13 protein-coding genes are annotated in these 13327 nt (G+C 56.6%); 6 read left to right on the top strand and 7 right to left on the bottom strand.

Annotated features, from left to right (window positions below; translation table 11 throughout):
- Positions 1 to 15 precede the first annotated feature (15 nt).
- The 5 genes from OSH09_RS12345 to OSH09_RS12325 all read right to left on the bottom strand — a co-directional run bounded on the left by OSH09_RS12345 (position 16) and on the right by OSH09_RS12325 (position 4197).
- Entirely contained in the window at positions 16 to 732 is a 717-nt protein-coding gene (locus OSH09_RS12345; RefSeq protein ID WP_003802530.1) for a succinate dehydrogenase iron-sulfur subunit, read from the bottom strand.
- 13 nt (positions 733 to 745) lie between these two features.
- Positions 746 to 2524, bottom strand: a complete 1779-nt coding sequence (gene sdhA / locus OSH09_RS12340) for a succinate dehydrogenase flavoprotein subunit (RefSeq protein ID WP_266121134.1) — start codon at positions 2522 to 2524, stop codon at positions 746 to 748.
- Between the two features lie 3 nt (positions 2525 to 2527).
- Entirely contained in the window at positions 2528 to 2911 is a 384-nt protein-coding gene (sdhD, locus tag OSH09_RS12335; protein WP_207873616.1) for a succinate dehydrogenase, hydrophobic membrane anchor protein, read from the bottom strand.
- Positions 2911 to 3324, bottom strand: a complete 414-nt coding sequence (sdhC, locus tag OSH09_RS12330) for a succinate dehydrogenase, cytochrome b556 subunit (RefSeq protein WP_207873615.1) — start codon at positions 3322 to 3324, stop codon at positions 2911 to 2913. The genes sdhD and sdhC overlap by 1 nt, the downstream gene beginning before the upstream one ends.
- A gap of 102 nt (positions 3325 to 3426) precedes the next feature.
- A complete protein-coding gene (locus tag OSH09_RS12325; protein ID WP_207875672.1) occupies positions 3427 to 4197 on the bottom strand; it encodes a GntR family transcriptional regulator in 771 nt (256 codons plus the stop codon).
- A 289-nt stretch (positions 4198 to 4486) separates the two neighbouring features.
- Between OSH09_RS12325 and OSH09_RS12320 the strand changes: the two genes are divergently transcribed.
- Positions 4487 to 5476: a malate dehydrogenase gene (locus OSH09_RS12320; protein WP_042484133.1), complete on the top strand. Its 990-nt coding sequence runs from the start codon at positions 4487 to 4489 to the stop codon at positions 5474 to 5476.
- A gap of 227 nt (positions 5477 to 5703) precedes the next feature.
- Here OSH09_RS12320 and OSH09_RS12315 read toward each other — a convergent pair whose 3' ends face one another.
- A complete protein-coding gene (locus OSH09_RS12315) occupies positions 5704 to 6519 on the bottom strand; it encodes a helix-turn-helix transcriptional regulator (protein ID WP_266121133.1) in 816 nt (271 codons plus the stop codon).
- A gap of 101 nt (positions 6520 to 6620) precedes the next feature.
- On the opposite strand from OSH09_RS12315, the gene OSH09_RS12310 reads away from it, so the two are divergent.
- On the top strand, positions 6621 to 8069 hold the full coding sequence (locus tag OSH09_RS12310; RefSeq protein WP_266121132.1) for an MFS transporter: 1449 nt from the start codon (positions 6621 to 6623) through the stop codon (positions 8067 to 8069).
- A 67-nt stretch (positions 8070 to 8136) separates the two neighbouring features.
- Here OSH09_RS12310 and prpR read toward each other — a convergent pair whose 3' ends face one another.
- Positions 8137 to 10050 (bottom strand): propionate catabolism operon regulatory protein PrpR, encoded by a 1914-nt coding sequence (gene prpR / locus OSH09_RS12305; protein ID WP_266121131.1) that lies wholly within the window; start codon positions 10048 to 10050, stop codon positions 8137 to 8139.
- A 253-nt stretch (positions 10051 to 10303) separates the two neighbouring features.
- On the opposite strand from prpR, the gene prpB reads away from it, so the two are divergent.
- The 4 genes from prpB (at position 10304) to OSH09_RS12285 (ending at position 13248) form a co-directional block, all read left to right on the top strand.
- Complete coding sequence (prpB, locus tag OSH09_RS12300) at positions 10304 to 11203, top strand: methylisocitrate lyase (protein WP_153229418.1); 900 nt, start codon at positions 10304 to 10306, stop codon at positions 11201 to 11203.
- Between the two features lie 104 nt (positions 11204 to 11307).
- Positions 11308 to 12471 carry a bifunctional 2-methylcitrate synthase/citrate synthase gene (gene prpC / locus OSH09_RS12295; protein WP_045931079.1) on the top strand — a complete coding sequence of 388 codons (1164 nt, stop codon included), beginning with the start codon at positions 11308 to 11310 and terminating at the stop codon, positions 12469 to 12471.
- Positions 12472 to 12559: 88 nt separating this feature from the next.
- Positions 12560 to 12961 carry a hypothetical protein gene (locus OSH09_RS12290; protein WP_222667474.1) on the top strand — a complete coding sequence of 134 codons (402 nt, stop codon included), beginning with the start codon at positions 12560 to 12562 and terminating at the stop codon, positions 12959 to 12961.
- An 11-nt stretch (positions 12962 to 12972) separates the two neighbouring features.
- A complete protein-coding gene (locus tag OSH09_RS12285; protein ID WP_207873611.1) occupies positions 12973 to 13248 on the top strand; it encodes a GNAT family N-acetyltransferase in 276 nt (91 codons plus the stop codon).
- Positions 13249 to 13327: the final 79 nt, after the last annotated feature.

Here is a 13327-nt window from a genome sequence, read left to right as displayed (position 1 = left end):
TACATACCCACCTTTTTAGATACTGCGACGCACCAGCATTTCTTTGATCTTGCCGATGGCATGCGACGGGTTCAGTCCTTTTGGACAGACGTCCGTGCAATTCATGATCGTGTGGCAGCGGAACAAGCGGTATGGATCTTCCAGATTATCCAGACGCTCGCCCGTTGCTTCGTCACGCGAGTCAGCAATGAAACGATAGGCTTGCAACAAACCAGCAGGACCGACGAACTTGTCGGGGTTCCACCAGAACGATGGGCAAGAGGTCGAGCAGCAGGCGCACAGAATGCACTCGTACAGACCATCGAGCTCCTCACGGGCTTCAGGCGTTTGCAAACGCTCTTTCTCTGGAGGAGGTGCATCGTTGATCAGGAATGGCTTGACCGAATGGTACTGATCAAAGAAGTGGGTCATGTCCACGATCAGGTCACGGATAACCGGCAGACCTGGCAGTGGGCGCAAGACCACAGGTTCTTTCAAGTCACGCATATTGGTGGTGCAGGCCAGACCGTTCTTGCCATTGATGTTCATGGCATCGGAACCGCACACACCTTCGCGGCAGGAACGACGCAGCGCCAGGCTGTCGTCCATGTCGTTTTTAATGCGCAAAATCGCATCGAGCAGCATCTTGTCGGTTGGTTCCAACTCGACTTCGATTTTCTGCATGTAGGGACGCTCGTCCTTATCAGGATCGTAGCGATAGATTTCAAATTTGACCTTACGTTTTTGGCTCATATCAGTATCCTGCTTAGAAAGTCCGGGCCTTGGGCGGAATCGTTTCGGCTGTCAGAGGCTTCATCTGGACAGGCTTGTACTCCAGACGGCTGCCTTCCGAGAACCACAGGGTGTGACGCAGCCAGTTTTCGTCGTCACGTTCCGGGTGGTCGTTCAGGGCATGAGCACCGCGACTTTCAGTACGATTGGCGGCCGACTTCGTAGTGGCACGAGCCACTTCGATCATGTTGGCCACTTCCAGGGCTTCAATACGGGCGGTATTGAACACCTTGGACTTGTCTTTGAAGTAAATATCCTTGACTTCGGGAACCAGGGAATCGATCTGGTCGACACCCTTGTGCAACAGATCCAGAGTACGGAACACGCCGCAGTGAGCCTGCATGGCGACACGAATCTTGTTGCCCACGTCCTGTGCCTTTTCGCCCGATGTACGGGATTCCAGACGGTTGACGCGGTCCAGCGAGTACTCGATAGAGGACTCGTTGATTTCCTGGTGAGCGTGAGTTTTCTCGGGGTGCGAATCCACGATGTGGTTACCCGCAGCGCGACCAAACACAATCAGGTCCAGCAGGGAGTTCGTACCCAGACGGTTGGCACCGTGCACAGAAGTAGCGGCACATTCACCGATAGCGTACAGACCGTTGACGATCTTGTTCTCGCCGGTTGGCGTTTGGGTCACAACCTGACCGTAGTAGTTCGTGGGGATACCGCCCATCTGGTAGTGGATGGTTGGAACCACGGGGATCGGGTCTTTAATCGGATCCACGTTACCGAACTTGATCGCGATTTCGCGAATCGAGGGCAGACGTTTCTTGATGACGTCAGCGCCCAGGTGATCCAGTTTCAGAACCACGTAGCTGCCATCGCCACAACCGCGACCTTCCTTGATTTCCTGGTCCATGGAACGGGACACGAAGTCACGTGGGGCCAAGTCTTTCAGGGTGGGAGCGTAACGCTCCATGAAGCGCTCGCCGTCTTTGTTCAGCAAGATACCGCCTTCACCGCGCACGCCTTCGGTAATCAGCACGCCAGCACCGGCAACGCCAGTGGGGTGGAATTGCCAGAACTCCATGTCTTGCAAAGGCAGACCAGCACGAGCAGCCATGCCCAGGCCGTCACCGGTGTTGATGAAGGCGTTGGTGGAAGCAGCCCAGATACGGCCAGCACCACCGGTAGCCAGCACCACGCGCTTGCCTTCCAGAACGTAGATTTCGCCGGTTTCCATTTCCAGAGCGGTTACGCCCAGAACGTCGCCAGCTTCGTTACGCAGCAAGTCCAGAGCCATCCATTCCACGAAGAACTGGGTACGGGCAGCCACGTTACGCTGGTACAGCGTATGCAACATGGCGTGGCCAGTACGGTCAGCAGCGGCACAGGCGCGTTGAACCGGTTTTTCGCCAAAGTTGGCGGTGTGACCACCAAATGGACGCTGGTAAATGGTGCCGTCCTGGTTACGGTCAAACGGCATACCGAAGTGCTCGAGCTCGTACACAGCGTGTGGAGCTTCACGGCACATGAATTCGATGGCGTCCTGGTCGCCCAGCCAGTCCGAACCTTTAACGGTGTCGTACATGTGCCAGTACCAGTGGTCCTCGCTCATGTTACCCAAAGAGGCACTGACGCCACCTTGAGCAGCCACGGTGTGGGAGCGGGTTGGGAACACCTTGCTGAGCACGGCCACGGACAAGCCAGCCTGAGCCAATTGCAGGGAACAACGCATACCGGCGCCACCGGCACCGACCACCACTACGTCAAACTGACGGCGGGGCAAAGAGTTTGTGATGGAAGCCACGGTTTAGAGACTCCAGATAATTTTTGCAAAAAAGACGACACTGGCAACCAGCCACAGCAAGGTCAACACCTGCAGCAACAAGCGCAAACCAGCGGGCTTGACGTAGTCCATCCAGATGTCACGCACACCAATCCAGGCGTGCCAGGACAAAGACAGGAAGAACAAGGTTGCCAGCAACTGACCCAAAGGCAGGGAGCCGACCGTGAACGAGAACAGGCCGCGCCAGGTCTCGAAATTCAATTCACTGCTGAACAGGATGCCGCCAACAATGACCAAGGTGTAGATGGCCATGATGACTGCGGTAACGCGTTGTGCCAGAAAGTCCAAGGTACCGTAGTGGGCACCCACTACCAGGCGGTTTGCGCCAATGCGCTCACGATTTGCCATTACCACACCCCAAACAGTTTCAAACCAAACACAACGGTCAGCGCCAAGCTAACCCCGAACACCATACCGGCCGATTTCTTGGCGGACTCTTTGTCGTTACCCAGGTGCAGGTCCAGTGCCAGATAGCGGATACCGGCACAGAAGTGGTGCAGGTAGCCCCAGATCAGGACCAGAAGGATCAGCTTACAGACGGGATTGTCGACGTAGCTGCGCAAGGTCTCGAAGGACTCTGGAGAGCTGACGCTCAAAGAGAACAGTGGCAATAAGACGAGCGGCAGGCAAAGAAACAGCAATGCGCCACTGACGCGATGCAAAATCGACGATTTTGCAGCCAGGGGCAAGCGGTAATTCAATATCTGCGGCACGCTGATATTGCGATACTGCGGGCGCTGCTTGGGTGCGGTATCAGACATGATGGCCTCGAAGTAGATAAAAAAAAGTCATAAAATTTTTAACCTTGGTATTTTCACCTATTTGACACTACGGTGCAGTATCAAATACCGTATGCCGCCGCACTAGCTGAGCGTGTTTCGGTAATGGAAGCGCTCAGTCAGGTACAAGCCCCGGCGCAACTCCATCGGTCGGTCACCATAGGTATAGGACACGCGTTCCACGTGCAGGAGTGGCGATCCAGCCGCCACCTGCAAGACCGCTGCGGCCTCCTCGGTAGCGCTGATTGCGCCAATCTTTTCATCGGCGCGCACCATGCTGACGCCAAACTTGCTCTCGAACCAGGCGTACATCGGACCCTTGTTCTGCTCGACGGCTTCCAGGGTCAAACCCTTGAAGACGGAGCCAGGCAGCCAGATATCGTCATAAATGGTGGGGACCTGATCAAAGGACAGAACCCGACGCAGGTTCACCACCATGTCCGAGGTGCGCAGATCCAGCAGCACGGCCACATCGGTAGGCGCTTTCATGCGGCGCACATCCAGAATGCGGCTTTGGGAGGCGACAGGTTTGCCATCGTCCGGGGCCAGACGCAAAAAACGAAAACGCACACGCGCTTCGTGATGGGTAGCCACAAAGGTGCCTTTACCCTGGCGACGAATCAGGAGATTGTCGGCAGCCAGCTCGTCGATGGCTTTACGTACCGTGCCCTGGCTGACCTGAAAACGGGCGGCCAGTTCCAGTTCGCTGGGGATGGCTTCGCCGGGTTTCCACTCGCCACGATCCAGCCCTTGCAGCAGCAAAGCCTTGATCTGTTGATACAGAGGGCTATAGGCCGCGCTAGGAGCGGATTTTTCGATTTCCTGGGTGCGTAGCGGCGGCACGTTATCAGACATGGGGCTCATAAAAAATGCGCGATCAATACAGCCTGCGGCGCGCATTTGTTCATAAAATAGACAGTGCACTAATTTTCGCATGACCGGCCCCGAATGTCTAACGCTCTTATGTCTTATATAAGATATAAGACGTTTGACGCCGCTATCGTTTTGGTCTAGTCTGCGCAGTGAAAAAAGAGGCTTTTCCTCTTGCGAAAAACCGTTTTCCACGCCAGCCGACCGGTCAGCAAAAGATTTAAACTGTGTTTTTCGTCACCGTCTTCAAACCCAAAAACGGAGTCTTACTCTCATGTCCAAACCCGCAATGCGTGTCGCCGTTACCGGCGCTGCTGGCCAGATTGGTTACGCCCTGCTGTTTCGCATCGCCTCTGGCGAAATGCTGGGCAAAGACCAGCCTGTAATCCTGCAGTTGCTGGAACTCGCCGACGAGAAAGCCCAAAAGGCCCTGAAGGGCGTCATGATGGAACTGGACGACTGCGCCTTCCCGCTGCTGCAAGGTATGTCCGCCCACAGCGACCCTGAAACCGCATTCAAGGATGTTGATATCGCCCTGCTGGTCGGTGCCCGTCCTCGCGGCCCAGGCATGGAGCGTAAAGATCTGCTGGCCTTCAACGCCCAGATCTTCACTGCACAAGGCCGTGCCCTGAACAAAGTGGCCAGCCGTGACGTGAAAGTGCTGGTGGTCGGCAACCCTGCCAACACCAACGCCTACATCGCCATGAAGTCGGCTCCTGATCTGCCAGCAAAGAACTTCACCGCCATGCTGCGTCTGGACCACAACCGCGCTCTGTCGCAGTTGGCCACCAAGTCCGGCAAGGCTGTTGCTGACATCGAGAACCTGATTGTGTGGGGCAACCACTCGCCCACCATGTACCCTGACACCCGTTTCGCTACCGTGAACGGCGAGAAGATCGACGCGATCATCAACGATCAGGCCTGGAACCGCGAAACCTTCATCCCCACCGTGGGCAAACGTGGCGCCGCCATCATCGAAGCCCGTGGCCTGTCCTCGGCTGCTTCGGCTGCCAACGCGGCCATCGACCACGTGCGTGACTGGGTCCTGGGCTCCAACGGCAAATGGGTCACCATGGGTGTTCCTTCGGACGGCTCCTACGGCATTCCTGAAGGCATCATCTACGGCGTGCCTGTGACCACCGAAAACGGTGAGTACAAGCGTGTTGAAGGCTTGGAAATCGACGCCTTCTCGCGTGAGCGCATGGACCACACCCTGAACGAGCTGCTGGAAGAGCGCGACGGTGTGAAAGACCTGCTGGGCTAATTAAGCCGTCAGTGTCTGCAATCCCCGCCTGATCGGCGGGGATTTTTTTTGCCTGATGCCTACCGTCTAATGTGTGATACCTGACGCCTGATCTCTAACGCCTGCTACTCGATGCTTAGTGCTTGATGCTGAATGCTGGAACTCAACACGTAAAACCAGGATCCTGCTATTAACATCAAAGCAGTACTAAGCACTCACCACTTGCGTTCTACAAGCTCTGCACAATACTAGCGTGGACCGCCCCCATCGCCTTGACCTTGCTGCGAAGGCTGCACGTACACCACCATACGCAAATGCCGACTCTCATCAATGATGAGCGAGGTCTGCTCAAACTCGCGCAACTCCCCATCTACCAGCAATGTGCGTAGCGCACCACAAGACGGATGCACATCATGCTGCTCCCACCACATTTTGAATTCCGGTGACACGCGCTTGAGCTCATTAGCCAGTTCATGAATGTCCGTACCGTCTGTGGCCCGAGCAAAGTCTCGACGAAAACTGGACAACATCTCCAGCGCCTGCGATTCCCAGGGCACAAAGCGCATGTGCAAAGCGGGGTTCGTAAACATCTGCCACAGAAAATTGCGCTGCCCATCCGGATACGCCCCCAAGTCCAGCAGATCATCCGCCAAGGCATTAAAGCCCAAGACATCCCAGCGTAAATTCAAGACAAAAGCCGGATGAGGCAAGTCGTGCATCAAGCGTCGCACCAACGGCGGCAAGACACACCAGGTAATTCCTGGCTCGGCAGGCAGGCGCTCATGCGCCAGCAAAAACAAATGCCGCCTCTCGGCCGCATCCAGTTTCAGAACACGCGCCAAATTATCCAGAAAGCTGGCCGACACTCCAATATCACGCCCTTGCTCCAACCAGGTGTACCAGGTCAGCCCCACTCCCGCCAAAGCGGCCACTTCCTCACGGCGCAGCCCCGGCGTACGGCGGCGCCCTCCACTGGGCAAACCCACTTCCTCCGGCAAGAGGCGTTCACGGCATGCACGCAAGAAGGCTGCCAAATCCGGGCGCGTTCGTTCCAGCGTTCTCATGACTCAAGACCCCGTTGCTTTAAGTAATAGCATAAACAGTTAAATTGTAATTGCTTAAAAAGAGTTCAAGAATACACGGGTTTCCACCTCAAACAAGCATCATGAGCTCCAAGCCGTATTCCCCAAACACACATCCAGCCACCCAAAACACCCCGCCCTGGCTGGGCCTGTCCGTGCTACTTCTGGCGGGCTTCGTCACCATTTTTGATCTATTCGTCGTCAATGTCGCTATCCCAAATATTCAGAGCCAACTGGGCGCCAGCTTTAGCCAGATCGGCTTTATCGTGGCGGGCTACGAACTGGCTTTTGGCGTGCTGCTGATTACGGGAGGACGACTGGGCGATTTATTTGGCCGTCGCAAGCTCTTTATCATCGGCATGGCAGGCTTTACGCTGGCCTCTGCCCTATGCGGCCTGGCACCCAATGCTTTTTTGCTGATCATCGCCAGGGTATTGCAGGGCCTGGCTGCCGCCCTGCTCTTTCCCCAAGTCTATGCTTCCATTCGGGTCAACTTTGACGGCGATGACAGCCGTCGCGCCTTCGGCCTGCTGGGCATGACGCTGGGTCTGGCCGCTATTGCGGGACAGATACTGGGAGGCTGGCTGATTCACGCAGATCTGTTTGAGCTGGGTTGGCGCAACATCTTTCTGATCAACATCCCGATTGGTCTACTGGCGATTGCGGAGGCGCGCTATATCCCTGAAACCCGAGGCCCTCAAAACCAGGGACTGGACGGCACGGGTGTCATGCTGATCAGCCTGAGCCTAAGCCTGTTACTGATCCCTATCATCCAAAGCTCGGAGCATGGCTGGCCCCTTTCCAGCCTGACGAGTCTGGTGGCCTCAATTGCCTTGCTGTTTGTTTTTTACCGGCACCAGGAAAGACGCCGACGCACCGGGCATTTGCCCTTGGTCGATATGCAACTGCTGACGCAGCCCCGCTTTGCTCTGGGCGCCCTATTGGTCTTGCTGGTCTACTCCACCGCCAGCTCTTTTTTCCTCTGCTTTGCCTTATTACTGCAAAGCGGCTTTGGCTTAAGTCCTTTCCACGCAGGCAGCATATTTGCACCCGCCAGCGTAGGCTTTATTGCTGCCTCTCTTTACGCGCCACGCCTTGTCACCCGCTACGGCACCCAGGCTATTACGGCGGGAGCGATAGGCTACGCCCTCTCCTTTGCCTGGCTAATCAGCCAAGTGGCTTGGGCAGGCGCACAATTGGAGCCTGCCCACCTGATTCCTGCCTTGATTTTCCTGGGGGCCAGCCAAGGCCTGATCATGACGCCCTTACTGAATCTAATACTGGGCTTTATCGACGAGACTCAAGCTGGCATGGCTTCGGGAGTGATCTCCAGCATTCAGCAAATTGGAGCCGCCCTGGGGGTTGCCGTGGTCGGCTTCCTGTTTAATGCCGGACGAAACACAGGCAGCGCTGCCCTAAGTCAGGCTGAGCACTATGTCTCTGCCTTTGGCATGGGGCTGACGTATAACCTGGTGGCCTCCTTGCTGGTCAGCTTGCTCTTGATAGCTTTAAGCAGAATCAATCGGCACTAAAACCAGTCTTAAAGGAAACGGCGGCGGATGGGCTTTGCTTGCCCCCCAAGAAGTATTGACGAGCCCATCAGCCTTTACGCAACTTCCGCCACAAAGTACTGCGACTAATCCCCAGTTGCTGGGCGGCCAGGGCGCGATTACCCCCACACTCTTCCAGCACCTTGGCCAGATGCTCCTGCTCGCTGCGCTCTTGCTGATCACGCAGCGCAGGCATGGCGGGCTCTGCCACTACCGCCCGCAGCTCCGGCGCAATATCTTCCAGCACCACGGCCTGATCACCTTGCACTGTGCCCAAGACCATCAAGCGTTCGATCAGGTTTTCCAGCTCGCGGATATTGCCGGGCCACGTGTAGTGACGGCCCAGTTCCAGCAGTTCAGCCAGCCAATCGGAATTCAGCGTAACGGCTCCACCCAAACGCTGGGCCACTTTTGCCAAGAGATGCTCCACCAGTTCCGGCAAGTCCTGGGTGCGCAGACGCAAAGGTGGCAAGCGCAGCACCAGAATATTCAGGCGATAAAACAGATCCTGACGGAACACGCCTTCTTTAACTTGCGCGGCCAGATCACGGTGAGTGGCCGCAATCACGCGCACATCGACGGGCGTTGGCTCAATCGCCCCGATGCGCAGGACTTCTTTTTCCTGCAGCACCCGCAGCAAACGGGTTTGCAGTGGCAAGGGCATTTCCCCGATCTCGTCCAGAAACAGGGTGCCGGTGTGAGCCGCTTCCACCAGCCCGACTTTGCCGCCCCGGCTGGAACCTGTAAATGCGCCTTCCACATAACCGAACAACTCGCTTTCCAGCAGGCTGTCGGGGAACGCCGCGCAGTTCACTGCCACAAAAGGTTGTGCACGTCTGGCGCTGGCACTGTGAATTCCTTGGGCCAGCAGTTCCTTGCCTGTACCACTCTCGCCAATGATCAAGGTCGTCGCTGTGCTTTGTGCACAAGCCTGAGCCTGAGCTCGCAGCTTGCGCATGGGCGAGCTCTGCCCCACCAGATCAGACAGCTCGTACCGGGCATGACGCGATGCCGCTTGCTGACTGCGCGAGCGCAAGCTGCGGTCCAGTCGTTGAATCGCTGCCGGGTCCTGACACAGCAACACCGCCCCGCTCAAGCGCCCCTGCTCCAGAATCGGCATGCGGGTAACGATCGCGGTACGGCCGCCCACTTGTTGCACGGTATCCAGTTGCACGTCCAGACTGCGCAGCGTGCCCGCCAGATCCAGCTCGGGATACAAGGAACCCAAGCGGCGGCCAATCATGGCTTGCGCCGGTTGCCCCAACCAGGCCTCCATCGCCGGGTTAACGGTTTCAATACGCTCGTCCCTGTCCACTGACACCACACCGTCACGCAACTGCGCCAGAATCGTATTCAAGCGATCCCGACGAGCCGCTTCGGCGCGAGCAACGCGGGCCAGTTCGATAGCGGATTCCAGTGCCTGCCGCACTGCTCCTTGTGAATACAGCAGCACGCCTTCCATCTGGTTCTCGCGCGCCAAATCCACCACCAAACCGGGTGCCAGCACCCACTCCACACCCAGCTCTTTCAAATCCTGAACACAGCTACGTGCATCGGCTTCACTACGATAGCTGCGTAGCTCCACAGGCAGATCAAAACGCTGCACGAACTCCATCAGTTCCAGCGGCATTTCTCCATAAGTCACTACGGCTTTGCGCTCAGCCTGTGCCGAGGCCAGACTACCCATAATGTCAAAGCCACCGGGGTGCACCAGCACCACCGGCAAGTCCAGATGTTCGCGCAAATAACTGCCGTTGGAACCGGCGGACACCAGAACGTCGATTTCACCTGTTTGTCGCAAAACCTGCACGGCTTCCACGGCCTCGCCATAGGCTTTGTCCACGATCAGGATTTCGGCCTGGGCGCGAAACTGCGGCACCAACTCTTCCAAGAGGGAACGCAGTCCATGCAGACCAAAAGCCACCAGACGCAGACGGGCAGGAGGGGAAGAAGGATAAGGCATGCGGTTTCACCCAAGCATCAACAATGCGACATTGTTTCAAATTACGTTTCAATATTGAAACACAAAACAGAAGAACGCAGTATTCACAGAAAGAAATAACAGCAGCAGACCGCGGAAGAAACCCCGCCTCGTCTGGCTTCAGGTATTTCATCGCCTCCACAACTGAACTTGGCACAGCATTTGCTTTAGTAGAAACAACCCTTCGCAGCATCACGCTGACGACATTTTCTTATCTTGTGATCTGGAGCCCCAAATGAGCCAAAACCAACTGACATCGGCAGGCGCCCGTTTCCGCCAGGCCTTGCGTGAAGAGCAGCCTTTGCAAATCATTGGCGCCATCAACGCCAACCACGCTTTGCTGGCCCAACGCGCCGGCTACCGTGCCATTTACCTGTCGGGCGGCGGTGTGGCTGCTGGCTCTCTGGGTTTGCCCGATCTGGGCATCAACACCCTGGACGACGTGCTGACTGACATTCGTCGCATTACCGATGTGTGCGACCTGCCTTTGATGGTGGACATTGATACCGGCTTTGGTGCCTCGGCCTTCAACATCGCCCGTACCATTAAAAGCCTGATCAAGTTCGGCGCAGCCGCTTGCCACATTGAAGACCAGGTCGGTGCCAAGCGTTGCGGTCACCGCCCCGGTAAAGAGATCGTCAGCACCGGCGAAATGGCCGACCGTGTGAAAGCTGCTGTCGATGCTCGTACCGACCCGGATTTTTTCATCATGGCTCGTACTGATGCGATTGCAGTTGAAGGCGTGGACGCCGCTCTGGAACGTGCCCAGGCTTGCGTGGAAGCAGGTGCAGACGGCATTTTTGCTGAAGCCTGCTACGACCTGGACACCTACCGTCGCTTTACCGAAACTCTGAATGTGCCTGTGCTGGCCAACATTACCGAGTTCGGTCAAACCCCCTTGTTCACCGTGGAAGAACTGGCTTCGGCCAATGTAGCCATGGTGCTCTACCCCCTGTCCGCCTTCCGCGCCATGAACAAGGCCGCCGAAACTGTCTACCAGGCGATCCGTCGTGACGGACATCAAAAAAATGTCATCGATTTGATGCAGACTCGTGAAGAACTGTACGATCGTATCGGCTACCATGCTTACGAGCAAAGCCTCGACAAGCTGTTCCAGAAAAACAAGAAGTCCTGAGCCGCCACAGGCTCCCGCCCGGCCCTTTGACAGGGCCTTCGTGCGGCTAAAACCCCATTCAGCAGCCAGCCTCGTGCTGGCTGCCCAGCAACCAGGAGACCTTTATGAGTAGTACTGAGAACACCCCTAGCACTGGCTTCAAACCCAAGAAATCGGTGGCCCTGTCTGGCGTTGTCGCAGGTAATACCGCCTTGTGCACGGTCGGTCGCAGTGGCAATGACTTGCACTACCGCGGCTACGACATCTTGGATCTGGCCCAGGCTTGCGAATTTGAAGAAGTGGCCCATTTGCTGATTCACGGCAAATTGCCCAACCGCGACGAACTGCGCGCGTACAAGCAAAAACTCAAGCGTCTGCGCGGCCTGCCTCTGGCCCTGCAAACCGCGCTGGAAACCCTGCCTGCCCACAGCCACCCTATGGATGTGATGCGCACTGCCGTGTCGGTTCTGGGTTGCGTGCTGCCTGAAAAAGACGACCACAACCTGCCCGACGCGCGCGACATCGCCGACCGTCTGATGGCTTGCCTGGGTTCGGCCCTGCTGTACTGGTACCACTACAGCCACAACGGCGAAATGATTGATGTGCAGACTGACGATGACAGCATCGGCGCGCACTTCCTGCACCTGCTGCATGGCGAGAAGCCATCGGCCGAGTGGGAGAAAGCCATGCACGTGTCGCTGAACCTGTACGCCGAGCACGAGTTCAACGCCTCCACCTTTACCAGCCGCGTTATCGCCGGTACGGGTTCGGACTTCTACTCCGCCATTGCCGGTGCTATCGGTGCCCTGCGCGGTCCCAAGCACGGCGGTGCCAACGAAGTAGCTTTTGAAATCCAGAAGCGCTACGAGAACCCCGACCAGGCTGAAGAAGACATTCGCAAGCGCGTGGAAAACAAGGAAGTCATTATTGGCTTCGGTCACCCCGTCTACACCATCTCCGACCCACGCAACGAAGTCATCAAATCGGTAGCCAAAGAGCTGGCCGTGGCCGATGGCAACACCCGCATGTTCGACATTGCCGAGCGTCTGGAAAGCGTGATGTGGGAAGTGAAAAAAATGTTCCCCAATCTGGACTGGTTCTCGGCCGTGTCCTACCACACCATGGGCGTGCCTACTGCCATGTTCACGCCTTTGTTCGTGATCGCGCGTACGGCTGGCTGGGCGGCTCACGTGATTGAGCAGCGCGTGGACAACAAGATTATTCGTCCTACCGCCAACTACATTGGCCCTGAAAATCAGAGCTTTGTGCCTCTGGATCAGCGCCCATAAGTCACAGATCCTGGGCTATTATTCGCCTGTGATTTGACTCACGGCCCCGCTGCATTGCGCAGGCGGGGCCGTCTTGCTGGTGACTTCCATGCTCTCTGATTTTGTACGCTATGCCCTGCCCCTGGCCGGAACCCTGATGATCGCCTGTGCCCTGACCAGTCTGGTCTCCGGTGCGTATTTGCTACTTTTTAATCTGCGCCGCAGCAATCAGGTGTTGCGTCACCCTTATCTGGACCAGTATCCCTGGGAAAAACTCAGCTTTTCCCTGAAAGCAGGCGTGCTGCTGGATTATTTTCTGCGCCTGAACTTTCCCAAACGCCAAAGCTCGCTGTTTGGCAATGCCAACCGTCTGCTCAAGCACGTACAGCCCGAAGATGTTCCCATGGGCATCAAATGGCCCCTGATGGGACTGTGGGGCGGCTGCTTTCTGGGCATGATCTGCATGCTGGCTGTTTGGATTCTGATTGCCCTGCACTCCAACCCCACTTGAAGGAGCCTGCCATGACCACCGAGATCCACCACGACCCGCAAGCGCGTCTGTTTTTTTGCGACGTTGAAAACCTGCGCAGTGTCATCGAATACGAACTGGACGATGCCATCATGAGCATCACCCACACCCGCGTGCCGCCCGAGCTGGAAGGCCGCGGCATTGCTGGGCAACTGACCCGCTTTGCGCTGGAAACGGCAAAAAACCAACAGTGGAAAGTACGCCCTGTTTGCAGCTACGCCGTGGTCTATTTCCGCCGCCACCCTGAATACGCCGACTTGCTGGCCTGAACACAGCAACATTCAGTTTCTTGTAAGTCTTATATAAGATATAAGACCATTGCTTCGCTGCCCGCTTCAAATTACAATT

Source organism: Alcaligenes parafaecalis, assembly GCF_026344135.1.
In the GTDB taxonomy this organism is placed as follows: domain Bacteria; phylum Pseudomonadota; class Gammaproteobacteria; order Burkholderiales; family Burkholderiaceae_B; genus Alcaligenes; species Alcaligenes parafaecalis.
Note: the sequence above shows the minus strand (reverse complement) of the source record. Positions and strands in the feature narration are given on the sequence as shown.